The sequence below is a fragment of the Aeribacillus composti genome, assembly GCF_031760945.1.
In the GTDB taxonomy this organism is placed as follows: Bacteria; Bacillota; Bacilli; order Bacillales; family Aeribacillaceae; genus Aeribacillus; species Aeribacillus composti.
Genome location: NZ_CP134501.1, coordinates 2,954,274 through 2,976,956 on the forward strand (window position 1 = coordinate 2,954,274; position 22,683 = coordinate 2,976,956).

The following is a 22,683-nucleotide window of genomic DNA, read 5'->3' on the forward strand; positions in this document are numbered from 1 at the left end:
CCGACACAAAATTTTTTATTTCCCCTCTCCTTTTTTCATGATAGGATGTTTTTATAAATGTGTTAAAAGGAGGACGAATCGTGGATCGAGTATACAATTTTAATGCAGGACCAGCAGCTATACCAGTCGAAGTATTACAAAAAGCTCAAGGCGAGCTGTTGAATTTCAATCATACAGGCATGTCCGTCATGGAGCTGAGCCATCGGAGCCAGGCGTATGATGAGGTTCACAATAATGCCAAAAGCTTATTGAAAGAATTGCTTAATATCCCTGATTCGTATGATGTGTTATTTTTACAAGGCGGGGCAAGTCTGCAATTTGCCATGATCCCGATGAATTTTTTGAATAATGAAAATATCGCCTATTATATTTTAAGCGGAGCATGGTCTGAAAAAGCGTTAAGCGAAGCAAAAAAATTTGGTGAAACAAATGTGTTGGCATCAAGCAAAGAGTCAAATTACACACACATCCCAAAACAATTCGAGGCAAATTCGCTCCAAAATGCTGCGTATTTGCATATTACGTCAAACAACACAATTTTTGGGACGCAGTGGCATGAGTTCCCAAGCACGAATGCACCGCTGATTGCGGATATGTCCAGCGATATTTTGAGCAGAGAGCTGAATATCGAACAGTTCGATCTCATTTACGCAGGGGCGCAAAAAAATCTAGGACCTTCCGGAGTCACTGTTGTCATCATTAAAAAAGATCTAATTGAAAAAGCAAATAAAAATGTACCAACTATTTTGAGCTATCAAACACATGCAAGCAAAAACTCTTTATATAACACTCCACCGACCTTTGCCATTTACATGCTTTCTCTAGTGTTGGAATGGGTAAAAGAACAAGGCGGAGTAGCTGAAATTGAACGCAGAAACAAACAAAAAGCTCAAATATTATATAACGCTATAGACGAAAGCGATGGCTTTTACAAAGGACATGCAGAAAAAGAAAGCCGTTCATTCATGAACGTAACATTTACGCTGCCGTCTGATGAATTGACAAAAGCGTTTGTTCAAGAGGCAAAAGAAAATCGATTAATAGGTCTATCCGGTCATCGTTCTGTCGGTGGCTGCCGTGCATCCATTTATAATGCGGTAACGATTGAAGCATGTGAAAAGCTCGCCCAGTTTATGAAAGAATTCAGAAAAAACATTAAAAGCCTATCCTAACTTTAACGATCATACGCTTATAATAGTGAAAAGTTTATTAAAGATGAGAACAGAAGAGGAGAGTTTAGAGATGAGAACGAAAGAATTAGTCATTTTATCTTTATTTGTCGCCATCGGCGTTGCTCTTCATGCGATTGTGCCGCCCATATTTAACGGGATGAAGCCGGATATGATGCGTTGATGATGTTTTTAGGAATTTTCCTGTTTCCTGGGATGACAAACGCCGGTCTGCTGGGCATTGCAACTGGCATATTATCCGGATTGACAACCAGTTTTCCCGGCGGACTCGTTCCGAATATTATTGATAAAATTTTGACGGCATTTTTAATATATTTTCTATTTCTAGCCTTAAAACCACTCAAACAAGCAATAGCAAGGGCGGGAATTTTAACAGTCATAGGAACATTAATTTCCGGCACAGTGTTTCTTTTAGCAGCGCTCTTACTTGTAGGTCTCCCAGGAGGCGCCGGATTTACTGCATTATTCCTTGCGGTTGTATTGCCGGCAACAGTTATCAATACAATTGCAATGGTGATTATTTATCCCATTGTTGAAAGCATTCTTAAACGTTCTAACGTTCTATCAGAAAATAAATAAAACAGATTGACCCGATCTATGATCGGGTTTTATTATTGTATATAATAAAGAAGAAAAGCTATTAAAAGTGACGTTAATCCGCCAATCGCTAAAACTGACGCCCTCTTTTTCAGAAGATGTTTTGGAGGATATGAACTCGCAGAATTGGCTAACTTCAAATTATAAAAAGCTCCTACAAGAAACAACATGCTAATGATAAAAAATAAAAAAATAACACCCGCCATAATTTCCCTCCCTTACTTTTAGTTTATGCATCTTCAACTAAGGCTATGTTTTTATTGACGGATTTTGAAAACAAGGAACTAGGAGTGGTAAAAATGTCAAAAGGCAAATCTTTTCTATATGGATTTTTCGTCGGCGGTGTTGTTGCCGGAGCAGCTGCACTGATTACGGCTCAAGCGAGGAACGGCAATGTTTTAAAAAAGACAAGATGCAATTTGCATAAGCTTGAAAACATATTTGGAGACTTGAAATCTGATGGGGAATCGTTAAAAAAGCAAATCGCACAATCAGCGAAAGAAGGCTTGCAAATTGCTAAAGAAGTCGCTGCAGATGTCAATCGGTCCATTCAAGCATGGCAGATGGAAATTGATCCGAATAAAAAAAACTTGGAGCTGCATGTAAAAGAGATTAAAGATAAATTAACAGAGCTAGAAAATCAAATCAAAAAAGAAAGAAACTGACGCTTCAAGTTTGCGGAAGCCTTTTACAATTAAAAATATTAAGCATGTCAAAGAATTGGCAGGGTGTCAATTCTTTTTTGCTATAATTTATAATCATGAAAAATTGTTACAGTATAGAAAAATCTTGATCGTTCTCATCATTCTTCGCAAAATTTATTACCGCTTCTATGTGTACTATTTTTAGTGTTTCACTATTTATTTAAAAATTTCGTAAATTACATCTTTATAAATCTTTATTTTATTGGCATAATAGAAGATATTAAAAATGTTAGTATTATACAAAGTAGGTGGAAAAATTGAAGAGATCGCTCGACAGCTATACAATAAAAGATGCCCTTCTGTTCAGCCAGCGTGTCGCTCAGCTAAGCAAAGCGCTTTGGAAATCCATTGAAAAGGATTGGCAGCGCTGGATTAAACCATATGATTTAAACATCAATGAACATCATATATTATGGATCGCCTATCATTTAAAAGGAGCCTCGATCTCAGAAATCGCAAAATTTGGGGTCATGCACGTATCGACGGCATTCAACTTTTCGAAAAAGTTAGAAGAACGCGGTTATTTAAAATTTTCCAAAAAAGAAAATGATAAAAGAAATACTTACATACAATTAACAGAAAAAGGAGAGGAAGTGCTGCTTAAGCTTCTTGAAGATTATGATCCATCCAAAAACACCGTTCTGAAAGGCGCACTTCCGCTGCAAAATCTATACGGAAAATTTCCTGAAATGATCGAAATTACAGCAATTATCCGAAACATTTACGGAGACGATTTCATGACAATTTTTGAACGCTCATTCAATAATATCGAAAATGACTTTGTCATTGAAGACGGAAAAATCAAGAAAAAGAAAGATGTGGAGGAACATTCTTATTTAAAAACTACAGTGAATCAATAGTTCGTTTTAAGTCTTTCATTAATTCAGTATACAGCCCTTGTAAATAAAGGGCATCGATCGTTTCATTGACATCCAGCTTTGGCGTCAGCTGTCCGGCAAAAAGCGTAAGGAGATTTTCAAAATATACAAATCCTTGCGCTTTTTGCTCCTTATGCTCCTTTGCTAATTCATCGCATATGCGAAAAACCTCTTCTATTTCCTCCTTCATAAGCCCTTTTTCCATCACGAGCTTGTAGAAAGGATACATTTCAATATTCATCATTTTCATAAACAAAGACATATAATATTCTAGAGTTTCCAGTCTTCTTTCTAAATCTTTCATTCCATCACATCTTTCTTCGGTTCATAATGGAGGCTGAAAACTCCCCAAAAATTTCCCATAACCCTATCTTTTTTGTCATTATTTTGATATTGTAATAGGTATGAATGGAAGGGGGGATTTCAAATGCTATTATATTTTATCATTTTTGCCGTCTTCATTCTATTTTATATAAACAAACTGACAACTGCTCTTTGTTCCATTCGTGAACTCCCTGAAGAAAAACAGTCAAACGTATTCCGCACCATTAATGTCTTAATTACCATTTTACTAATTTCATCATACATAGAAATTTCCTTTACTTAAAAGTTTTTTTACTTCATTAAAAAAGCCGGCAGAAAACCTCTTCTGCCGACTTTTTTGAAACCATTAATAGATCCAAGCAGCACCAACAATAATTAGTAAGATGAACAATACAACGATTAACGCAAAGCCTCCACCATATCCTCCGCTCATCACGACACCCCCTTTTTGTGTCTTTACGTTATCGTATGCACTGTTCTTTTTTTCGCATAGGCATTTGTCCTTTTTACTGGAATTTTCTTAACCCAAATTCAAAATTCGAAACGATTTTTCCATTGCTTGGACAAACAGTTGCAAATCATATAGTTTCATGTCAAAATGTGAGTATATTTGTTTTAGATAGACAAAAAAAGGTAGGAGTTGTAAATTATGAAAAAATTTGCATTAGCGGTTGTCGCAACGGCCAGCTTATTCGCTTTGAATGCATGTTCAAACGGTGCAAATGATGCGGTCGTTGAAACAAAAGCCGGAGATATTACGAAGGACGAATTTTATGAAGCATTGAAAAACCGTTTTGGTAAAGATGTTTTACAAGAACTTGTGCATGAAAAAGTATTAAGCGAAAAATTTAAAGTCTCCGACAAAGAAATTGATGAAGAGCTCGAAAAAATGAAACAGCAGTACGGCCCCCAATACGATTTAATTGCTCAGCAATACGGAGACAAGGTTTTGAGACAAATCGTGAAGGTCGACTTGCTCCGCAAGAAGGCAACAGAAGCGAATATTAAAATTACAGATAAAGATTTAAAAGAATATTATGATTCATTGAAAGGAAAAGTACGCGCCAGCCACATTTTAGTGGAAGATGAAAAAACAGCGAAAGAAGTAAAAGAAAAACTTGATAAAGGCGAAAAATTTGAGGATTTGGCAAAAGAATATTCGATCGACGGATCTGCCTCCAACGGCGGAGATCTTGGATGGTTTGGCAAAGGCCAGATGGTGAAAGAATTTGAAAATGTGGCATTTAAATTAAAAGAAGGAGAAATCAGCGACCCTGTTAAAACAGAATACGGGTACCACATTATTAAAATCACTCAGACGGTAAAACCATTCGAAGAAATGAAAGACAGCCTGAAAGAAGATGTCAAAAAACAGAAAATATCTGATCCGTCTTTGATGCAGGAAGCTATTGACAAAGTAATTAAAAACGCAGATGTAAAAGTAAACGACAAAGATCTAAAAGATTTGTTTGAAACCCAAAATTAACATATGGCATATAGAAGAAAGGGGGACTCAAAGCAAAGCTTCGTCCCCCCTTTTTAGCATTCAAAACATGTGAGCGTATATAAATGTTTTTTTATCAACCTGCACCAGCTTTGCCGGGTTGACAATGGATCTTTTTATCCGGATTAAAGCGGCTCACGTTTTGTCTGATGTCTTTTGAATGTTTGATGATGTTTTTCCGAAAATCGTCGCGCTCCCGCTGGTCGGATAGATGAAATTGAAAGCATAGTAGAAAAGCCGACACAATTTAGTTTCTAATTTGCAGATGTCATCTTTTCTTTCGCTCGCTTTTCTTTTTCTTTTTTCATTCTTTCGATATATACATTTCCTTCCCGCTCAATAAAAATTTCTTCTATTTCTTTGTCTTTTTTAGCTGTTTTATATGCCATATATGCACTAAAAATAATTCCAACAATACATAAATATACCCACCACGGCAGAAACGTCATTCCATCTCCTCCTTGCATAGACAAGCTTTTTTTATTTCATTTTATGCAAGGGGCTCTATATTATGATTCTCTATCGATGAAATGACGGTTTATAGAATGAGCGATTGTCCAGAGCGAAAATCCGTTCCGTAAATTCTCCCGGCTTGACTCGTTCAAGCGCCCGGTCCAGCATGTTCATTTTAGCATCGATATTATCAATATGATGGAGAATTTCCGCTTCCTTAACCATCGGCATTTTCGGACTTCCCCATTCCGGTTTCCCGTGATGGCTCAATACCATATGCTGCAAAATGACGACCTCTTCGCCGGAAATCCCAAGTTCCTTCGCTGCTTCTCCAATTTCGTTTACCATGATGGAAATATGCCCAAGCAAATTCCCTTCAACTGTATAAGAAGTGGAAATGGGGCCCGACAGCTCAATTACTTTGCCAAGATCATGAAGTATGACCCCGGCATATAATAAATCCTTGTCTAAACTCGGATAAAAGTCAGCAATCGCTTTGGCAAGATCAAGCATGGAAACAACATGATAGGCAAGGCCTGATACATATTCATGATGGTTTTTCGTCGCCGCCGGATATAAGAGAAAAGCGCTTTGATGCTTGTTCATCAAGAATCTTGTTATCCGTTGAATGTTTGGATTTTTCATTTCAAATATGTACTTCGTAATTTTTTCAACCATTTCTTCTTGAGATAATGGCGCTCTTTCTACAAAATCCTGTACATTTAAATTTTCATGCGGCTCTGCCAATCGGATGTTGCGGATTTTCAGTTGATTTCTTCCCCTGTAATGATGGATATCGCCAAATATTTTAACAATCTGTTGAGGCAGATAATTTTCTTCATCTTCTTTGCTCACATCCCATAGTTTTGCTTCAATTTCCCCGGAACGGTCTTGCAAAATTAACGTTAAAAAAGGTTTTCCATTGCTTGCAATACCTTTTGTTACTGATTTTATCAGCAAAAAAAGATCTACCTGCTCCCCAACATTGTAATGAATAATTCCTTTAGCCATCGTATTCTCCTTCCACTTTCCGCCTCGTAACTTATAGTATAGCATACGAACCAAATGTGCGACGGTCTGACAAATATATTTTATAAGTAAATGATTTCTTCGTCTTGAAAGTAAGATAATATATGCTGATGGCAAGTAAACAGCAGCATTTGATGATGATCCGACAGCTGTCTCATAATACTCACAATATTTTTTATGCGCAAATGATCAAAATTCACAAAGCTGTCATCGATCATTAATGGAAGATGAATTCTCTTTTGCATGCTTTCTGCCAGCGCAAACCGGATCGCCGTGTACAGTTGTTCAGCTGTTCCTTGACTCAGTTCTTCAGCCGTAAAAACAAGCCCGTCTTTCCTTTTCACTGAGAAAGAAGGCGAACCCTCCGCCAGATAAATGTTTTCGTATTCCCCAGACGTTGCTATTCGGAAAAAATATTCCATTTTATGCAACAACTTCGGCATTTTTTCATTTCGAACATAATTCGTCGTATGTTTCAGCATCTCTCTTGCCACTGCCATTGCCGCCCATTTTTTCGCAAGCTTTTTTGCTGCAGAACGCTTCATTTCAAACGAATATTTCAACTCAGAATATAGACCTGATAGTTCTATTTTTCTAATCTCTATTTCTGTTTCCGCTAATTTCTTCCGGATAGAATCCTCCATTTTTTCGAGTTCTTCTTCTTTTTCCTCAAGAAATGTTTCTCGCTCTTTCAAAGCCCTCTCATTTTGATAATCGTTCATATCGCTTGATGTCAATAATCCTTTCGTTCGCAGCTGCCCTTCAATCCAGTTTAATTCGGTTTCGATTTTTTCTCTCTCTTTTTTGAGCATTCCTATTTTTCTATATTCTTCCTCGCTTGCTGCTCCGGCTGACTGAAACAGCTTCTCTAATTCTCTTTCAATGCTTTGAAAGGTCAAACGAAATTTTGTTTTTTCCTCTTGAACCTCTTTTAGCTGCTTCATCAATGCCTCTTTTTGCGATCGTTTCTTTATATTTTCTTCCATTATTCTTCTCAGTTCTGAATAGCGTTTCTCAATTGAGTCGGCACGAATGTTATAATATTCACACAAAGGCTCAAACTTTTTTCTAAACTGATTTAAGTTTTCTTCATACAAACGAACTTTTTCCTCTAACATTCTTTTTTCTCTTATCAGCTTTTGACAGCTTGCGATGCGTTCAAACTGCTCAAGCAATTGTGATCCTTCGGCTTCTTTCGGAAGATGAAAATGTTCATAAAACGGGAAAATTAAATGTTGCAATTGATACTTTTCATGTTCCCATTCGTCATATAACGAAAGAATCCGTTCATAAGCTTGTTCTTTACCTTTATAATTCATCTTCTCGATCTCAATTTTTTGGCGGACTTGCTGATCCTTCCATAATATTTCCTTAATATGCTTCAAACGCAACGTTCTTTCCAAGATTCGGGAATCATTTTGTTTATCAAGTTTTTTCACAAGCTGTCCATGCTCATTTTGTAAATGCTTTAACAGCTCATCATCCTGTGGACGGAAGAAAAAGAAAACAATGATGAAAGGAAGAAACGCTGTTAAAAACAGCCAATTCTTATAAACGAACGAAAGAACAATGGCAAACGCAAAAACAGATAGCAAAGATACAGTGAGAATTTTCCATTTTTTTAATTTTTCCCGATTCTTTTTTTCTCTTTCATTGATTTTTGCTTTTAACTGGGCAATCTGCTCTTTTAAATAATGTTTGTCGGCCGTTTGCGCCATTTCTTGTTCTATGGCTGACTGCTCCTCTATTAATCTTTCCCTTTCAGATGGATCAAGCAGAAAAGATTCGTATTCTTTTATGCGGCGCTCACATTCTTCCAGCGAATATTGGGCACGCTCATATTGTTCATCGAGAAGCTTTTTTCTTTGAAATAATTGTTCATATTTCTTCGCAGCATCCTTTATTTTTTCCTTCATGCGAACAGATGTGTCGATTTTTTTTATAGCATTTTCATCTTGATGGCCGAAAATATAGATGAGCTCCTCATGAATCTGTCCTTCCAGCATTTGTTGTTGAACAATGAAAAGTTTTTGCTCTTCTAATTGTTTTTGGATGAGGGGAAATTGGCTTTTTAATTCCTCAAATATTGTCTCGTCAGCTGGACGGCCGTCGATCTTCAAGGCTGATAAGGAATCCTCGATCCCCTTTTCTTTTTCCTGCACCCTTCCCAGCTGTTCTAAAACTTCGTCTCTTCTTGCCGAAAGCTTTTCCAGCCGCACAAGCCCGTCCTCCGGGAATTGAATGCCGTCAGGAAAATCTTTTAGCAGCTGCAAGCATTCTTTCCGTCTTTCCAAAAGGGGAAGAACTGCTATTTGTTTTTCCACTTTTTTCCGTTCTGTTTTCAGCGTCACCTTCTCGTTCTGGCAGTCCTTCAGCTGCTTCTCTAAGCTGTCCCTTTCTTTGATCAAAAAATTGTAAGCGCGCTGCTGTTCTTTTGCATGTTGCAGTTCTGCAAAGTCCTCCATCAGTTCATTTAACGATCTGTTCAGCAACGGTTTTCGTCCGTTCGGTTTAAACAAATCCTCCTGCTCTCTCTGCAGTTTCTCCTCTAAACGATATAACTGATCAGACCCGAATACACTTGTTAAAAATAAATATTTTCCCAGCTTCTCACGATTCAGCTCATACACTTTTTGCAGCCCGAATAAATCAAAGGAAAAAATCGCTTGATATGTTGGTCTGTCGGTTCCTTTTAAAATTTCAGCCAGCTCTTTATCCCCTCCTGTCCGTCCATCTTGGAAATAAAGAGTTACATCCCCCGCTGCGGCTCTCCCTTTTACGCGTTCCACTTTTACTGTTCCGTAAATTTCACATTCGATGATTAATGCCCCGCCGTATTTTCCGCCCGCTTTCGGTTCGAACCGTTTATCCGGATGCTGTTTAACGGGAAATCCGAACAGCATGCTATGGATAAAAGACATCAGCGTCGATTTTCCGGCTTCATTTAAACCGTAAATGACTTGTATGCCATGATCCGAAAATGAAATTTTTTTATCTGCAAATTTTCCGTAGCCATAAATATGCAGTTCTTTTATTTTCATCTTATCACCTTTTTTACGACCGCTTCCATTCTTGCTTAAACAGCTCATAATAAATCATTGTTTTCGCTTCTTTTATCAATTCTTCTTTTTCATTTTCTGTGAAAGATTGAAAGAAACGCCGAAATAAACGATTTTTATATAAAGGCTCCATCGCTTCGTCAAATTGATGAAAATGATCCAAAATTTGTTCAAAATCTTTCGAAATGTAAGAGGAGGAGAAAAAGTCGTCGCTCGGCACGATTTGATGTTGAATGGAAACAATCCAAACGAATTCGTTCTTTCCTTCTTCCTCTTCATTCAATATTTGCGCAAGCTCATCCAAATGATCCTGATCCATAAGATCCCAAAACAATGATGAAGCTCCATCTAGCATAATTGTCAAAAGAGCCGAGCCATTTCGTCTCTGCTGTTCCTTTACCGCTCGAATATGATCATATAGCTCGCTAACAGCAGCTATTTCATTTACAGAGAGCTTGATTTCATTCCAAAGTATGTCAAATACCGGCACAAATCGGTACGCGCTTTTCCCGCCTTCTGCTAATTCTACAAGATACACTCCCTTTTCTCCCGTTTCTTTTTTATGGCGGCCTTGAATATTTCCCGGATAAATAATCGGAGGGTCGGAACGATGTAAAATTTGCCGTTTATGTATATGTCCTAAAGCCCAATAATCAAAATCTTTTTCCAATAAATTTTGAATCGTAAAAGGACAATACGGCTCATGTCCTTCCGTCCCTGACGCGGTGCCGTGAAGAAGACCGATATGAAGCGGCGCTTCGCTTCTTTTTTGAAATTTATAGACAATATTTTCTGTAACCGAACGAGTCGGATAGCTGTAGCCGTAAATGTTGGCTAAAACCTTTCCGTCGCGGACAAACGGTATACATTCTACATCACGATCGGAAAAAATATGAACGTTTTCAGGCCATTGAATATGAACCCAATTACCTCCTGTATGATCATGATTTCCAAAAATAATAAAAACTTGGATGCCTTCTTCATTGAGCCGTTCAAACTGTTTCTTTAATCTCAACTGGGCTTTCAAACTGCGGTCTTCGTCATCATACAAATCTCCTGCGATCAGTATAAAATCGACTTTTTCTTTTGCCGCCAGTTCAATTACACGTTCAAATGCCGTAAAAGTACTTTCTTGAATTCTTTTAAAGATGCTTTCCGGCAAATGCTCAAGCCCTGTGAACGGACTATCTAAATGCAAATCTGCCGTATGTATAAATGTTATGCGGCGAGTCATAGTCTCCCTCTTTTCACTCGTTTCCGGAACGTACGTTTGCTTTTCCATATTATATCATTTTAATGTGAAAAAATACATCCCGGTACCCGGGCCCCCTGCCAAAAAATTTTTAAAAAAAAGCTGAAAGGATTTTTTTTCAGGAAAAAGAAATATATTTTTTAAAAAAGGAGGATGTTTGAAATGCCGACATATTTTTTAACTGCGTTTACAAACAAAGGAGAACTGCTTTTAAATGAAAAGTTTGAAGCAAATTCAGAACAAGAGGCAAAAGAAATCGGTTCAGAAATATTGAAGGAGCATCAATGTTTAAATACCGCGCATCGCTTAGTTACTTCTTCTGGCCGGCTTGTTTTATTTCATCGCTAAAACTTAACAGGATTGACAGTCCACAAAACAATGACAGGGGAAGTCTTTCACAACAAAAATACTGCGCGGCATAAGCCGCCCGCTATATTCATCCTGCTCCCCAAATTTTATGAGGCTAATTTAAAATATCTAAATGGATATGACGCTTTTTAGCCATTTACCCGTGTGGAAAAATTGTAGTGGGCATCTAAAATCAGTTTTTTCCTAGTCCCCTGCATTTTGTGGGGGGCATTTTTCTTTCCAAAACTGCCTCTCAAAAATTAGGATGATTTTGGTTCTGGAGCTCACTAAAATCCCGATCACAACAATGCTAATAATGGTCGCGACGACATCATGTTTAAGAACTAAATTTGAAAAAGTAATAGCTAAAAGACCGACTATTCCAATTATGATGAACATCTTATTATCTCCCATTTTGTTCACAGAGCCCCCTTCAATATCATCCCATTAATTTAAAGCTAACATGATGAAACAGATTTATCAGAGGCTGTCCAAGAAGTCCTAAAAATAAAAGCAAGTAGAGAAGAGCTCGTATTTCTCTACTTGCTTTTGTATGTTTTGTCTGAAGTCTGCCGGCTACGTTTGTTGCAGATTAATGGCGCAATCGCTTTTATGATTAAGTCTCGCGATCTCATCTATTAAAATTTATTCTAAAGTGTTTTTAGGGAAATACGGGAATCGTTCTCCATTTTCGACGTTCCCAAGCTCCTGTTTTCTATCGGGCCCTCCTTTCAACACGACCCGATACGTATGTGGAGCGTAAAATTATCAATTTTCGCCATAAAGAGCGTTTAGCAATTTGATTTTTTCATTTGTATAATGTTTAAAGCCATCGTTATACGATTTCGGATCTTTCGGATTGGCGAAATGAGTGATTTCCCGGGAAACCGGGTCGATCAATTTGCTTGATGCCCCGCAGCCTAATCCGATAATCGTTTGCATTTCTTCCATGATGATTATATTGTATATACTCTCATAACCCTTCCGGGAATATCCGACATTTTCTAAATTTCCTAAAATATTTTTTTGACGGTACAAATAATAAGGCTCATAATGATTTGCCTTTGTCCATTCAACCGCTTTATTCATCATTTTTTCTACTTCGCTTCGTTCAGCTACTTTATATTTTTCTTTGTTTTTTGTCATTTCCGATGCCCGCTTAAAGGAAAGCGTGTGGACAGTCAATGATTCAGGCATCAATTTGGCTGTCTCCTCAAGGGTGAACTCAAATTCTTTTAACCCTTCCCCCGGCAGTCCAATAATTAAATCCATGTTGATGTTGTTGATGCCCATTTCCCTAGCTAAATGAAATTTTTCAATCGTCTCCTCAACTGTATGATGTCTTCCGATTGCTTTCAATGTTTCCTGTATATATGATTGAGGATTAATGCTGATTCTGTCTATGTTCCATTTTTTTAAAACATTCAGCTTCTCTCTTGTAATTGTATCCGGCCTGCCGGCTTCTACTGTGATTTCCCGAATGCGATCAACATTTGGAAAAGATGTATACATTTCTTCATAAAGCATATCCATTTCTTCTGCCGTAATGCTTGTCGGTGTCCCTCCGCCGTAATAAACGGTCGTAATATTGATGCCTCGTTCTTTTAGCCATTCGCCGATCATTCTCATTTCATAATGCAGACCGCCGAGAAAAGAATCAACTTTTCCTTGCTTGCCGCCAATAGCATAGGCAGGAAAGGTACAATATGCACATTTTGTCGGGCAAAAAGGAATGCCGATATAAATGCTTACTTCTTTTGTCAAATTGTAAAGATCAGGAACAACAGTTAATTGTTTTTCTACAATTTGTTCCATGATGCGAATTTTTTCATTTGATACGAGCAAATCTTCTTTTAATTGTTTATAAATTTCTTCATTTTTTCTTCCTTCAAGCTTCTTTTTATGAAAAAGCTTAGTGGGTCGGACACCTGTTAAAATCCCCCATTTTTGCGTAATTCCCGTATACTGTTGAAGAGCTGTTACATAAACATTCAATACCGCCTGCTTCATTTGTTTGAATTGTTCTTTTTCATCTGTTGCGGTAAAGCTTTTTTCTAAAAAAGCTTCATACGTTTTTCCTTCTGCTTTTAGCTCGCAAGCCAACCGAAAATCACTTTGTCTGAATTCGAAATTGAATAATGCTTCGATATCATGTTCAGAAGGTTTTAAAAAAATTTCGGCTTCTTCAAAAAACAAATTAGATATTAACTGAAGAGGCCGCATAAAACGTTCATCATTTATGCCGCTGATTTGAATGCGCATGTGATCACCTTGTCGAATAGAATAAAACTCCTTATAGTGTACTAAAGGGGATTTTTTCAGTCAATACGAAAAAAACATCCTAAGAAGCGGATGTTTTTTATCTGTTTTTAATTTTATTTAAAAATTTAATTGGGTATTGTTTTCGGAAATGCTCTTTTACCATATATGAAACGCCTTGTTCATCATTCGACCTCGTGATCCAGTCTGCTGCCCGTTTTACTTCAAACGGGGCATTCCCCATCGCAACCCCCAAACCTGCCTGCTGGATCATATCCAAGTCGTCAAGGCCGTCGCCGATTGCGACCATTTCATCCAGCTTAATGCCTAAATGATTGCCAAGTACCTGCAAGCCATTCAGTTTAGATATTCCCTTTGGAACAATTTCAATTTTTCCGTCATGAACCTCGATCACATCTACATCATAAAAAGAATCAAGTATCGTTTTTTCCGCCTCTTTCAATTCCTCCTTCGTATCAAAATATACATCAATTTTTGGGGCAGCTACTGGCTCATCAATTAACGCATCAGCAAGAGATTCTACAAATTGTATTGGATAAAAAAGCGGATCTGACGAATTCAATAGCATTTTGCTTACAAGATTTGAAGAGATTTTTTTCCGGTTGCCGATCGAAAAACGCTCATGAATGATTCGAATATTACAATTAAAATATTCGAGCACTTGCACAATATTAAATGTTTTTTCTTCTGAAATTCGCTTCACATAAAGAGGTTCATCTAAACGGTTTCCGATGAACGCTCCCCCATGAGTAATTAAGTGGCTGTCTATTTTGAGCGCCTTTGCAACTTTTTTTGCCGATTGAAAATGGCGGTTCGTCACCAAAGTAATATATACATCCTTTTTTTGAACAAATTCTATCGCATCCTTCGTAGAATGCTGAAGGCGTCCATTTGAACGGAGGAGCGTTCCGTCGATATTTAAGGCAAGCAAGCGGTAGAGCATGTGTTGTCCCCCTTCTCTTGTTGTTAAATTCTATTATGAAAATATGTCCTTGTGAGACAAATTAGAACTTTTGTGTACTAAAGGAAGGGGAAACATTATGACACCGATTCATATTGAACAGAAAACATTTCATTTAGCACTAGGGCAACAGCGCCAATGACCGTCGCTTGATCTCCCAGCTTTGACAACACAATTTCTGTTTTTTTCGCTTGCTCTGTCAAAGCTCTTTGTTCAACCACTTCTTGAATCGGAGTTAAAATAAAATTCTTTGCCTTTGCCAATCCGCCCCCAATAATAATCCGCTCTGGATTGAATAAATGGATAATGTTCATGATGGCAATTCCTAAATACCTGCCAGTCTCCTCTAATATGTCTTTAGCAAGCAGGTCTCCTTCTAATGCAGCCTCATAAATCAGTTGTCCGTTCACATTTTCTATCATTCCGTTTGTCCGTTCTATTAATTTCGTTTTATACCCAAGCGATATTTTGTTTAATGTACGCTGTTTAATCCCTTCAGACCCAACAAGCGCCTCTAAACATCCGTCATTCCCACACGAACATTTCAAACCGCTGCTTTCTATAAACATATGGCCGATTTCACCCGCTAGTCCGTTCGTTCCATGAAACAGCTTCTTATTTAAAATAAAACCTGCCCCAACTCCATGACTGATCTTAATGCATACAAGATTGCTAATTCCCACCCCGCTGCCAAACCAGTTTTCGCCTATTGCCATGGCACGAACATCATTTTCAATTTTGACAGGAAGACGAAATTCTTTTTCAAGCTCTTTTTTTAACGGTACATTTCGATGCTGCAATTGGAGAGCAAAACCGCTTGAACCTTCATCTGCGTCAATCCTGCCATGAATACCGATGCCAATTCCTACAAATTTTTTTAATTCTATACAAGCTTCATCCATCATAATGTAAAGCTGTTTGGCAATCATTTGGAACAAACGTGAACTCGTCATCTCTTCTTTCATCGTGATTGTTTTATATAAAAGTGTTTGAGCGTTTAAATCCGTGATGGCAAATCGGATTTCCCTCGGGCTAATATCAATACCGAAAACATAAAAATTCGATGAGTTGATTTTCAGCAAAATGGGTTTTCTTCCCCCGCTGGAAGATCCGGTCTGCCACTCTTTTACCAATCCTTCTTCCAACAATTCATTTACAATATTTGTGACTGTCGGAGGTGTTAATTTTGTTTCTTTCGCAATGTCAGATCTTGAAATCGATCCGTGTGTCCGAATTGTATTAAGAATTAAAGATTTATTCAATGATTTCATTAATTGGAAACTGCCGACAATTTTTTTATCTTTCATGACAACCACCCCGAAATATACAGAGGCTCGTAATGTAAACCCTTACATTTTAGTATCTCAATGAATCAAGGTTTTCGCAAGTAATATTTTATTAGAAATTCCTACAGCTCGACGCTGCAAGAGGAAATGAAGAGAGTATGAAAGGGGATTTCTCCCCTTTCATGTTTCATAATTTATTTTTCTAAATAATGGATTTCAGAAATTTTAACAGCTGTTTTTCCTCCAGGTATGTCTAAATCAATCGAATTTCCTCTCATTTCAAGCAGCAGCTGATTACCGATGGGAGATAAAAATGAAATTTTCCCTTGGTCAGGATCAGCTTCTTCAGGAAAACAGATTGTATATGTTTCTTCATCCTCTTCTTCCAAATATACAATTTTCACTGTCGCCCCAATAAAAACTTTTGTGAAAATATCTTCATCTTCTTGATTAAAAAGCTGTTCCAATTCCCTTACATATTGCAAAAACTTTTTTTGATTATTCATATAAAATCGGCCGATTGGAGAAGTTCTGTCATTTTGTTGTTTCTGAAAAAGCGTTAATTGTTCTCGCAATGCCGTTTTTAAGCTGGATAGCGTACTATGGCTCATAAAATATGCCACCTCCTTTTTCTTTAATAAAAAAATGGAAAATGAGTCTTTGATTCATGATCTGTTCCCTCCAATTTTGAAAATGAAAAAAGAGATGCACAAAAAGTACATCTCACTCTAGACTACCAAATATTTTACTTTTTTCAATAAAATCCTTGATTTGATATTCTTTTCTTTTACTATTCACTTTTTTTATAAAGCTCATCAAGCGGCTCCAAAATAATGCTGGTTATCCTCTGTAAAAGCATATTCATGCTTTCCTCTGCTTTCAACAATGCAGCAATCTTGCCGTTTTGCTGTACTAATTGAACGCATTTTTCTGCATGAATAATTTCTTCTTCAGTAATTTCTTTTCCGGTTACTTGTTTTTCATGCAGGTTTAATTGAGTGCTGCGAAAGTTGTGGAAAATGTTTTTCGCTGATTCATCGTGTTGGACATCATCATACAATTTTTTTAATTGAATATATTCCTTGCTTTGTTCTAATGCTTTTTTCAAATCGTACGCGGAATTATATAAAATATTAGACACTCCTAATCCCTCCTCGCTCCGCGAGCCCTTTTAGCTAATATAAAGGATGACAAGGCCGCCTGTCAAAAAAGTTTTAAAATTCCCTTACACCCTGAGGAATTTTTTTTTGGAAGTTCGGGAAGCTACGGTTTCATTTCATGAAGAGGAGAGTTATTAATTGTGCCGATTCTCCTTAGCTTTACGTCAACATCCACATGAACCGGTATATCTTTAAAATGAGAGTGCCAATCTTTTTTAACTTTATGCCAAATCGACGGATGGCTGCGATGAAGGGCTTCTCCAAATCCAAAAATATCTACTTCATATTTTTTCTGGGAAGCTTGAATAGCTGTCAGAATATCTTTTTTAACCTTTTCCTCAGCTTTTTTCTGCAAAAGGTTTATCGTTTCTATTTTCTCCAAATCCATTCGTTCGCATTGAACCTCGGCTACCGCCCCATCTATATGCAGCTGAACGGTGCCTTTAAACTGATGACCGTCAACTTTTGTTTGAATCTTGCTGTTTGTTCGGATCGTTTCAATTGCCACCTTCTTCTCTTTGCATGGCACATTAATGACTGCTCTTTGCACTTTTCCTAATGCATAATGGAGACCATTGCTTTCCTTCTCCGTTAACCAGTCAACTAACTTATCTTTCCTCATGATAGCTACACTACCAAATTTGAGATACGCATCAGCTTTTGTTTTTTCAACATTTTCTATTTTTTCTCCAGCTTCAGGATTGCCTATTATTTCTACACCTATCACATGAGGTTCAATGCCTTTATAAACTAACTCGTTGACAAATTGATTGATTTCTATTGTTTCGATAGGCCCCCATGATTTTTCAGATAACTTTAATGAAGAACTTAATTTATGTGCAGGAATTGTCTCCAGCTGGCTAAGTACTTTTAAAATGTTTTCAGCTCTAGTGTTTTTAGCGATAGAGAGATAAAAATCTGTCCGAAATTCTTTCCCCCTTACTACATAATCAATAATTTCCCCCATTCCTTCTTTTGCTAAATCCTCTCCAATAATCAACATGCGGAGATGACTTGAATAAACGGCTCTTGGCGAGAAAGTTGTCACTTTTCTCATCGCCTCAGACAATGTACGCGCTTTCGACTGGAATGTTCTAACAGGAGCTTTTGTTATTCCCCCTTGTTTTACAGTTGCTACCTGTCCCGGGTTGATCACTTGTATCGTTACAAGTAATTCATCATCTACTTTGTCTATTCCTAATGCTGAAACGATTGCGATGTCATTTAACTCCCTCCGATCCCAGCAGCCTGCCAGCAACATGATGGACGCCAATATGAATAAAAGACTTGTCAACCGCTTATTCATCTATTTCCCCTCACATGACGCTGACGTTTTTTCATTAGAGCTGTACCCAACAGGATGAGAGGAAAAAGAAACCCGATCGTTAAAGAGTACAAAGGCCAAATATTATGTACAAACTCAAAAAAGTGAACGATGTTCGGATGGAAGGCGATCGCATACACAATCAGCATCATAGAAATAGGAAGAGTAATCGAACGATAATCTTTTATTTTAAATAGTTGAGAGAGACCTAAAACAAAAGCATAAAAACTGATGGTTAGCTTATAAAAAATAGATAAAAACCAAATTCCCGCCATAATAACCTCTACGCGTTGAAAAAATTTTCCTATTTCAATTTTTCTTGCCAGGGCATAGCTCGGATATATTTGTCTGGCTGTATTTTCGACACCTAAAACAAGAATAGAAAACATGACAACAAATGTAAGCAGGATTCCTCCAATTATAACGCCTACTAAAAATCCTTTTTCTGCTCCTTTTTGATGATTGACAAAGGGAGCAATCATTAAAAAAACGATTAATTCTAAATACGGCAGACTAATAAAATGATAAAACCCAAATAAAATCGGTTTCATTCCTTCTCCCAATATCGGTTGCAGGTTTCCTATTTTGATTTGAGGCAAAATCGCGATGAAATAGATTGCTAAAAGGATGAATAGCCATAATGAAATGATTTCTGAAGAACGTCCAATCACTTCTAATCCTAAAAGGGTTGCCATAACAACGACTCCCATAAAAACAATATGGATAGCATCGATCGGTGTATCAGGCATCATTTGAGTAGTTGTAAAATCGCCGATTTCCCTGAGCAATTCACCGGATAAAATAAAAGCATACATGAGAAATAATGCAACCGCGAATTTTCCAATCCATTTTCCGAGCAAAAGCTCGCATATTTCTACAAGAGTCATATTTGGAAAAATTGAATATATTTTAATGTACATAAGCACTAAAAGAATGGAGATGATGACCGTAAAAATGGTTGCTATCCAAGCATCCTGTTTCGCATCATTCACTAATGCAGTAGGAGCAACGAGAATTGAACTTCCAATCGTAAATAATAAAACTAACATTTTATATTGATTTGCTGTTATTTTCCCGTTGTCTAACATACCTTCACCAACCTCTTATTGAAATATTTTGTTCACTGCTTCGCTTAGCGGCTGGTAGATCCATGTGAGCAATTCAATCGGATTTGGAATAGGAAAATTAATGCATCTGGCAATACTTAATCCTGTTCCTAAAAAAAGAAAAATGATAAACACAATAAAATCCTTCCAGAGCTTATGTTTTAATAGCAGCAGAGCTTCGATTATAAAAATACATGCAGAAACGAAAAGAATGCCGATTATGTTCCACATTCATTTAATACCCCTTTAGGTAATCTATTTCTTCTTTCGTTGATTTTCGTTTTGAAAAAGTGATTTCTCTCTTTTCGTATTTTGCTGTGAACTAAAAACTCGTGGTCGAAAAATAAGCAGACGGCGGGGCAGACGAATAAAAACGTCCTTTTGATCTGCCAGCGTAAACGGAGCCATTGGACTTAAATAAGGGACGCCAAATGAACGAAGACTGCTCAAATGAAGAACTAGCGCCACCAATCCAAGGATAATTCCGAACAAACCGAAAGATGCGGCAAGCCCCATAAAAACAAATCGTAACATCCGCACGGTGATCGCTAGGTCATACGAGCTGACCATAAAACTTGAGATAGCTGTAAATGCTACAACAATTACCATTGCGGCGGAAACAATTCCCGCGTCTACTGCTGCCGTCCCGACAACTAATGTTCCAACAATTGAAACGGCTTGTCCGATAGCTCTTGGCATTCGAAGTCCTGCTTCCCTTAAAATTTCAAGCATAATTTCCATTAGAAATGCTTCAATAAATGCGGGAAACGGAACGCCTTCCCTTTGGGCGGCAAGACTGATCAAAAGCTGTGTCGGCAGCATTTCCTGATGAAAAGTTGTAATAGCAACATAAAGAGACGGTGCAAGGAGCGCAGTGAAAAAACCGAAAAAACGGAGAAAACGAATTAATGAACTTATATCTGCGCGTTGATAATAATCTTCAGGGGATTGCAGAAATTGCACAAAAATTGACGGTACAGTTAAAACGAAAGGAGTGCCGTCCACTAAAATGGCTACGCGGCCTTCGAGAAGATGTCCTGCCACGATATCAGGACGTTCCGTATTATAAATAGTTGGAAATGGCGTGTATGAGTCATCTTGAATCAGCTCTTCGATATAACCGCTCTCTAATATTCCATCAATATCAATTTGTTCAATTCTGCTTCTGACCTCCTGCACCACTTCTTCTCTCACAATCCCTTTAATATACATAATGCTGACTTCCGTTTTTGTTACTTTTCCGACTTTTTTTGATTCAATCCATAAACGATGGTCTTTTATCTTTCTGCGAATAAGGGAAGTATTGACACGCAAATTTTCCGTAAATCCTTCCCGAGGACCGCGAATAGTTGTTTCAGTTGTTGTCTCTTGGACTCCCCTCTCCTTTCCGCCTTTCATTTCAACGGCAAAGCCTTGTTCGTATCCATCGAATAATAAAACAACTTTTCCAGACAGAACAGCATTCGTGATAACGTTGAAATCATGCACATCTTCAATCGAACCGACGGTCAAGACCATTTCTTTTATATAATTGAGCAGCGTCAAACCTGCCAGATCTTTCAGATCCACTTCATTTCTTCTCAATTCAAACATTAACGATTCCATAACAAAATTATGATTCGCTTCACTGTTAATCAAACCGTCCGTATAAATAATCCCGACGCGGATTTCCCCTTGTCTTCCTATTCTTATTTCCCTTGTAACAATGTCGCTGCTGTTGCCAAATGCTTCTCTAATTTTTTTTAAGTTTTCATGCAAGCTGCGTTTGAGCGTTTCATTGCTTTGCGGTTGCTTGCTGCTATCTTGCTTTTCCTTGTCTGCTAATAGCTGTTCAAATGACTTTTTATCGATCGATTTCTTAAAAAATTTTAAAAAGCTCATGCCGAATCCCCCTAACGGTTTTTGAACCTTTTACTTGTAAAGTGCCCAATTGTTCTTTTAATATGTAAAAAATCCCATGAAGCAGGCGGTTTGCCTGTTTTCATGGGATTAAATAAACAGAATGATAATCGATTGTACGAACCCGATTATACCACCAAGGAGAGCGCCTAAGTAGGTAATCATTTTAAATTCCCTTTTGGAAATAGTCAGTACAACTTCTTCGAGACGTTCAACCGAGAAGGATTCTACCTGTGCCGTCACAATTTCATCGATATCGAAAGCTTTCATAATCTGTTCCACACTGTTTTGCAAATAAAGAACAGAGCTGGAAATGACGGCTGGCAGCATTTTTTCCATAATTGCTTGTTTATACGGCTGGATAAGCTCTGAAATTGGTTTATCCAATGTTTCGTAGATACGTATTTTTTCCGAAATAAGTTTTGCAATGGACAAGCTTGTCTTTTCTTTGTCCATCCTGCTTGTAAACTCAGAAACCGGCATATCAAGCAATCGGCTCCATTCTTTAAAAAGAATGGAAGAAATCAGATCAATCGTCCCTTGATGACGAAAAAACTTTGCTGCTTCTAATTGAATTTTATCTGCGATATTCAAGTTTCCTAAAAACATTTGAATCATGCCGCCAAACGTTCCTTTTTGTTGAAGAAAGTCATCGATCATTCTTTGCAGCGCTTGTTTCCCTTCATCACTTTCAACATATTGAACGCCTTTCATTGCAATCCATTCTGCAAGACTAGGAATTTGCAATTCGATGTTCTTCTTCCATTCTTGCGGCAAAAAATGACTGACTTTTTGATCTGTATTGAAAAAATGAAGTATGCTTTTTTCAATCGCTCGTTCAAGTCGGGTGGCAATCATTTCCTTGCTGTTGGATACTCCATACTCTTCCAGTAATTCCGTTAAAGTTTTTTGTTTGGCAAGCCAAGCATCTATCGATTGAAGCAGGAATGATTGTATTTTCTGCTGGAAGGAGACCTCCTCCATTTTCTTTTTGATTCCTTCTGGTGTAACTAAATGCTCGATCACCATTTTTCCTAGCTGCCTAGCCAGCTCATCCCGGCGTTTCGGAATAAGGCCTGGCGTAAAGGGAAGCTTTTTTCCAAACAAATAGATTGGTCTATATGGGCGAAAAAGCATTTTAATGGCAATGTAATTCGTAACACCGCCAATAAATGCACTAATTACGACCATCATAGCTGATGTTAATATAAATTCCATTTGCATCTTCCTCACTGTTTATTCACAAGATCAACTGCCAGACATACGATATCATAGCATGATTTACCTAAGTTAATATTATAAATCGGTTAACATTTGTAAGCAAACGGG

The 22,683-nt window shown here is 37.6% G+C and carries 24 protein-coding genes and 1 pseudogene; 7 read left to right on the forward strand and 18 right to left on the reverse strand.

Annotated elements, in window-relative coordinates; all coding sequences use genetic code 11:
* Window positions 1–80 precede the first annotated feature (80 nt).
* Both serC and RI196_RS14370 read left to right on the forward strand, forming a co-directional pair.
* Window positions 81–1,172 (forward strand): 3-phosphoserine/phosphohydroxythreonine transaminase, encoded by a 1,092-nt coding sequence (serC, locus tag RI196_RS14365; RefSeq protein ID WP_311066415.1) that lies wholly within the window; start codon window positions 81–83, stop codon window positions 1,170–1,172.
* A 70-nt stretch (window positions 1,173–1,242) separates the two neighbouring features.
* Window positions 1,243–1,769 (forward strand): annotated as a pseudogene (locus RI196_RS14370) (tryptophan transporter).
* A gap of 32 nt (window positions 1,770–1,801) precedes the next feature.
* On the opposite strand, the gene yhzF reads toward RI196_RS14370, so the two are convergent.
* The gene (gene yhzF, locus RI196_RS18825; protein WP_063387313.1) at window positions 1,802–1,993 is read right to left on the reverse strand and encodes a membrane protein YhzF; all 192 of its coding nucleotides are present in this window, start codon (window positions 1,991–1,993) and stop codon (window positions 1,802–1,804) included.
* 93 nt (window positions 1,994–2,086) lie between these two features.
* On the opposite strand from yhzF, the gene RI196_RS14375 reads away from it, so the two are divergent.
* Entirely contained in the window at window positions 2,087–2,452 is a 366-nt protein-coding gene (locus RI196_RS14375; protein WP_311066416.1) for a hypothetical protein, read from the forward strand.
* Between the two features lie 296 nt (window positions 2,453–2,748).
* Window positions 2,749–3,351: an HTH-type transcriptional regulator Hpr gene (locus RI196_RS14380; RefSeq protein WP_066248920.1), complete on the forward strand. Its 603-nt coding sequence runs from the start codon at window positions 2,749–2,751 to the stop codon at window positions 3,349–3,351.
* Here the strand turns inward: RI196_RS14380 and RI196_RS14385 are convergent.
* Window positions 3,335–3,673 carry a DUF1878 family protein gene (locus RI196_RS14385; RefSeq protein ID WP_063387310.1) on the reverse strand — a complete coding sequence of 113 codons (339 nt, stop codon included), beginning with the start codon at window positions 3,671–3,673 and terminating at the stop codon, window positions 3,335–3,337. The genes RI196_RS14380 and RI196_RS14385 overlap by 17 nt on opposite strands.
* A gap of 123 nt (window positions 3,674–3,796) precedes the next feature.
* Between RI196_RS14385 and RI196_RS14390 the strand changes: the two genes are divergently transcribed.
* A complete protein-coding gene (locus tag RI196_RS14390; RefSeq protein WP_066248923.1) occupies window positions 3,797–3,976 on the forward strand; it encodes a hypothetical protein in 180 nt (59 codons plus the stop codon).
* Between the two features lie 63 nt (window positions 3,977–4,039).
* On the opposite strand, the gene RI196_RS14395 is transcribed toward RI196_RS14390, so the two are convergent.
* Window positions 4,040–4,126 carry a YjcZ family sporulation protein gene (locus RI196_RS14395; protein WP_063387309.1) on the reverse strand — a complete coding sequence of 29 codons (87 nt, stop codon included), beginning with the start codon at window positions 4,124–4,126 and terminating at the stop codon, window positions 4,040–4,042.
* 216 nt (window positions 4,127–4,342) lie between these two features.
* Here RI196_RS14395 and RI196_RS14400 point away from each other — a divergent pair, with 216 nt between their 5' ends.
* Window positions 4,343–5,179, forward strand: coding sequence for a peptidylprolyl isomerase (locus RI196_RS14400; RefSeq protein WP_311066417.1), 837 nt, complete (start codon window positions 4,343–4,345; stop codon window positions 5,177–5,179).
* A 272-nt stretch (window positions 5,180–5,451) separates the two neighbouring features.
* Here the strand turns inward: RI196_RS14400 and RI196_RS14405 are convergent, their stop codons facing one another.
* The 4 genes from RI196_RS14405 to RI196_RS14420 all read right to left on the reverse strand — a co-directional run bounded on the left by RI196_RS14405 (window position 5,452) and on the right by RI196_RS14420 (window position 10,972).
* A complete protein-coding gene (locus tag RI196_RS14405; RefSeq protein WP_063387307.1) occupies window positions 5,452–5,646 on the reverse strand; it encodes a sporulation YhaL family protein in 195 nt (64 codons plus the stop codon).
* A 70-nt stretch (window positions 5,647–5,716) separates the two neighbouring features.
* Window positions 5,717–6,661 (reverse strand): 3'-5' exoribonuclease YhaM, encoded by a 945-nt coding sequence (yhaM, locus tag RI196_RS14410; RefSeq protein ID WP_066248928.1) that lies wholly within the window; start codon window positions 6,659–6,661, stop codon window positions 5,717–5,719.
* Between the two features lie 80 nt (window positions 6,662–6,741).
* Window positions 6,742–9,720 carry an ATP-binding protein gene (locus RI196_RS14415; protein WP_311066418.1) on the reverse strand — a complete coding sequence of 993 codons (2,979 nt, stop codon included), beginning with the start codon at window positions 9,718–9,720 and terminating at the stop codon, window positions 6,742–6,744.
* A 13-nt stretch (window positions 9,721–9,733) separates the two neighbouring features.
* Window positions 9,734–10,972 (reverse strand): metallophosphoesterase family protein, encoded by a 1,239-nt coding sequence (locus RI196_RS14420; RefSeq protein WP_165381992.1) that lies wholly within the window; start codon window positions 10,970–10,972, stop codon window positions 9,734–9,736.
* Window positions 10,973–11,152: 180 nt separating this feature from the next.
* Here RI196_RS14420 and RI196_RS14425 point away from each other — a divergent pair, with 180 nt between their 5' ends.
* Complete coding sequence (locus RI196_RS14425; protein WP_066248936.1) at window positions 11,153–11,338, forward strand: YhzD family protein; 186 nt, start codon at window positions 11,153–11,155, stop codon at window positions 11,336–11,338.
* 204 nt (window positions 11,339–11,542) lie between these two features.
* On the opposite strand, the gene RI196_RS14430 is transcribed toward RI196_RS14425, so the two are convergent.
* The 11 genes from RI196_RS14430 to RI196_RS14480 all read right to left on the reverse strand — a co-directional run bounded on the left by RI196_RS14430 (window position 11,543) and on the right by RI196_RS14480 (window position 22,572).
* A complete protein-coding gene (locus tag RI196_RS14430) occupies window positions 11,543–11,737 on the reverse strand; it encodes a hypothetical protein (RefSeq protein WP_311066419.1) in 195 nt (64 codons plus the stop codon).
* A 369-nt stretch (window positions 11,738–12,106) separates the two neighbouring features.
* Window positions 12,107–13,600 (reverse strand): coproporphyrinogen III oxidase, encoded by a 1,494-nt coding sequence (locus RI196_RS14435; RefSeq protein WP_130158840.1) that lies wholly within the window; start codon window positions 13,598–13,600, stop codon window positions 12,107–12,109.
* 97 nt (window positions 13,601–13,697) lie between these two features.
* A complete protein-coding gene (locus RI196_RS14440) occupies window positions 13,698–14,561 on the reverse strand; it encodes a Cof-type HAD-IIB family hydrolase (RefSeq protein WP_311066420.1) in 864 nt (287 codons plus the stop codon).
* Window positions 14,562–14,656: 95 nt separating this feature from the next.
* Complete coding sequence (locus RI196_RS14445) at window positions 14,657–15,886, reverse strand: ROK family transcriptional regulator (RefSeq protein WP_311066421.1); 1,230 nt, start codon at window positions 15,884–15,886, stop codon at window positions 14,657–14,659.
* 173 nt (window positions 15,887–16,059) lie between these two features.
* Window positions 16,060–16,476, reverse strand: a complete 417-nt coding sequence (locus tag RI196_RS14450; protein WP_063387297.1) for a GreA/GreB family elongation factor — start codon at window positions 16,474–16,476, stop codon at window positions 16,060–16,062.
* 179 nt (window positions 16,477–16,655) lie between these two features.
* The gene (locus RI196_RS14455; RefSeq protein ID WP_066248950.1) at window positions 16,656–17,006 is read right to left on the reverse strand and encodes a YlbF family regulator; all 351 of its coding nucleotides are present in this window, start codon (window positions 17,004–17,006) and stop codon (window positions 16,656–16,658) included.
* 122 nt (window positions 17,007–17,128) lie between these two features.
* A complete protein-coding gene (locus tag RI196_RS14460; RefSeq protein ID WP_311066422.1) occupies window positions 17,129–18,331 on the reverse strand; it encodes a Ger(x)C family spore germination protein in 1,203 nt (400 codons plus the stop codon).
* Entirely contained in the window at window positions 18,328–19,437 is a 1,110-nt protein-coding gene (locus RI196_RS14465) for a GerAB/ArcD/ProY family transporter (protein WP_311066423.1), read from the reverse strand. The genes RI196_RS14460 and RI196_RS14465 overlap by 4 nt, the downstream gene beginning before the upstream one ends.
* Window positions 19,438–19,452: 15 nt before the next feature.
* Window positions 19,453–19,686 carry a hypothetical protein gene (locus RI196_RS14470; protein WP_066248956.1) on the reverse strand — a complete coding sequence of 78 codons (234 nt, stop codon included), beginning with the start codon at window positions 19,684–19,686 and terminating at the stop codon, window positions 19,453–19,455.
* A 24-nt stretch (window positions 19,687–19,710) separates the two neighbouring features.
* Window positions 19,711–21,336 carry a spore germination protein gene (locus tag RI196_RS14475; protein WP_311066424.1) on the reverse strand — a complete coding sequence of 542 codons (1,626 nt, stop codon included), beginning with the start codon at window positions 21,334–21,336 and terminating at the stop codon, window positions 19,711–19,713.
* A gap of 108 nt (window positions 21,337–21,444) precedes the next feature.
* Window positions 21,445–22,572 carry a DUF445 domain-containing protein gene (locus RI196_RS14480; protein ID WP_311066425.1) on the reverse strand — a complete coding sequence of 376 codons (1,128 nt, stop codon included), beginning with the start codon at window positions 22,570–22,572 and terminating at the stop codon, window positions 21,445–21,447.
* Window positions 22,573–22,683 lie beyond the last annotated feature (111 nt).

What these genes read in the sequence shown, in the direction of transcription:
- RI196_RS14460 (WP_311066422.1), bottom strand. Translation starts at nt 18,331, where the DNA reads ATGAATAAGCGGTTGACAAGTCTTTTATTCATATTGGCGTCCATCATG.
- RI196_RS14450 (WP_063387297.1), bottom strand. Translation starts at nt 16,476, where the DNA reads ATGAGCCATAGTACGCTATCCAGCTTAAAAACGGCATTGCGAGAACAA.
- RI196_RS14465 (WP_311066423.1), bottom strand. Translation starts at nt 19,437, where the DNA reads ATGTTAGACAACGGGAAAATAACAGCAAATCAATATAAAATGTTAGTT.
- RI196_RS14475 (WP_311066424.1), bottom strand. Translation starts at nt 21,336, where the DNA reads ATGAGCTTTTTAAAATTTTTTAAGAAATCGATCGATAAAAAGTCATTT.
- RI196_RS14420 (WP_165381992.1), bottom strand. Translation starts at nt 10,972, where the DNA reads ATGACTCGCCGCATAACATTTATACATACGGCAGATTTGCATTTAGAT.
- RI196_RS14400 (WP_311066417.1), top strand. Translation starts at nt 4,343, where the DNA reads ATGAAAAAATTTGCATTAGCGGTTGTCGCAACGGCCAGCTTATTCGCT.
- RI196_RS14435 (WP_130158840.1), bottom strand. Translation starts at nt 13,600, where the DNA reads ATGCGCATTCAAATCAGCGGCATAAATGATGAACGTTTTATGCGGCCT.
- RI196_RS14415 (WP_311066418.1), bottom strand. Translation starts at nt 9,720, where the DNA reads ATGAAAATAAAAGAACTGCATATTTATGGCTACGGAAAATTTGCAGAT.
- RI196_RS14470 (WP_066248956.1), bottom strand. Translation starts at nt 19,686, where the DNA reads ATGTGGAACATAATCGGCATTCTTTTCGTTTCTGCATGTATTTTTATA.
- RI196_RS14445 (WP_311066421.1), bottom strand. Translation starts at nt 15,886, where the DNA reads ATGAAAGATAAAAAAATTGTCGGCAGTTTCCAATTAATGAAATCATTG.
- RI196_RS14430 (WP_311066419.1), bottom strand. Translation starts at nt 11,737, where the DNA reads ATGTTCATCATAATTGGAATAGTCGGTCTTTTAGCTATTACTTTTTCA.
- RI196_RS14375 (WP_311066416.1), top strand. Translation starts at nt 2,087, where the DNA reads ATGTCAAAAGGCAAATCTTTTCTATATGGATTTTTCGTCGGCGGTGTT.
- RI196_RS14390 (WP_066248923.1), top strand. Translation starts at nt 3,797, where the DNA reads ATGCTATTATATTTTATCATTTTTGCCGTCTTCATTCTATTTTATATA.
- RI196_RS14405 (WP_063387307.1), bottom strand. Translation starts at nt 5,646, where the DNA reads ATGACGTTTCTGCCGTGGTGGGTATATTTATGTATTGTTGGAATTATT.
- RI196_RS14480 (WP_311066425.1), bottom strand. Translation starts at nt 22,572, where the DNA reads ATGGAATTTATATTAACATCAGCTATGATGGTCGTAATTAGTGCATTT.
- RI196_RS14385 (WP_063387310.1), bottom strand. Translation starts at nt 3,673, where the DNA reads ATGAAAGATTTAGAAAGAAGACTGGAAACTCTAGAATATTATATGTCT.
- RI196_RS14425 (WP_066248936.1), top strand. Translation starts at nt 11,153, where the DNA reads ATGCCGACATATTTTTTAACTGCGTTTACAAACAAAGGAGAACTGCTT.
- yhaM (WP_066248928.1), bottom strand. Translation starts at nt 6,661, where the DNA reads ATGGCTAAAGGAATTATTCATTACAATGTTGGGGAGCAGGTAGATCTT.
- RI196_RS14395 (WP_063387309.1), bottom strand. Translation starts at nt 4,126, where the DNA reads ATGAGCGGAGGATATGGTGGAGGCTTTGCGTTAATCGTTGTATTGTTC.
- RI196_RS14440 (WP_311066420.1), bottom strand. Translation starts at nt 14,561, where the DNA reads ATGCTCTACCGCTTGCTTGCCTTAAATATCGACGGAACGCTCCTCCGT.
- yhzF (WP_063387313.1), bottom strand. Translation starts at nt 1,993, where the DNA reads ATGGCGGGTGTTATTTTTTTATTTTTTATCATTAGCATGTTGTTTCTT.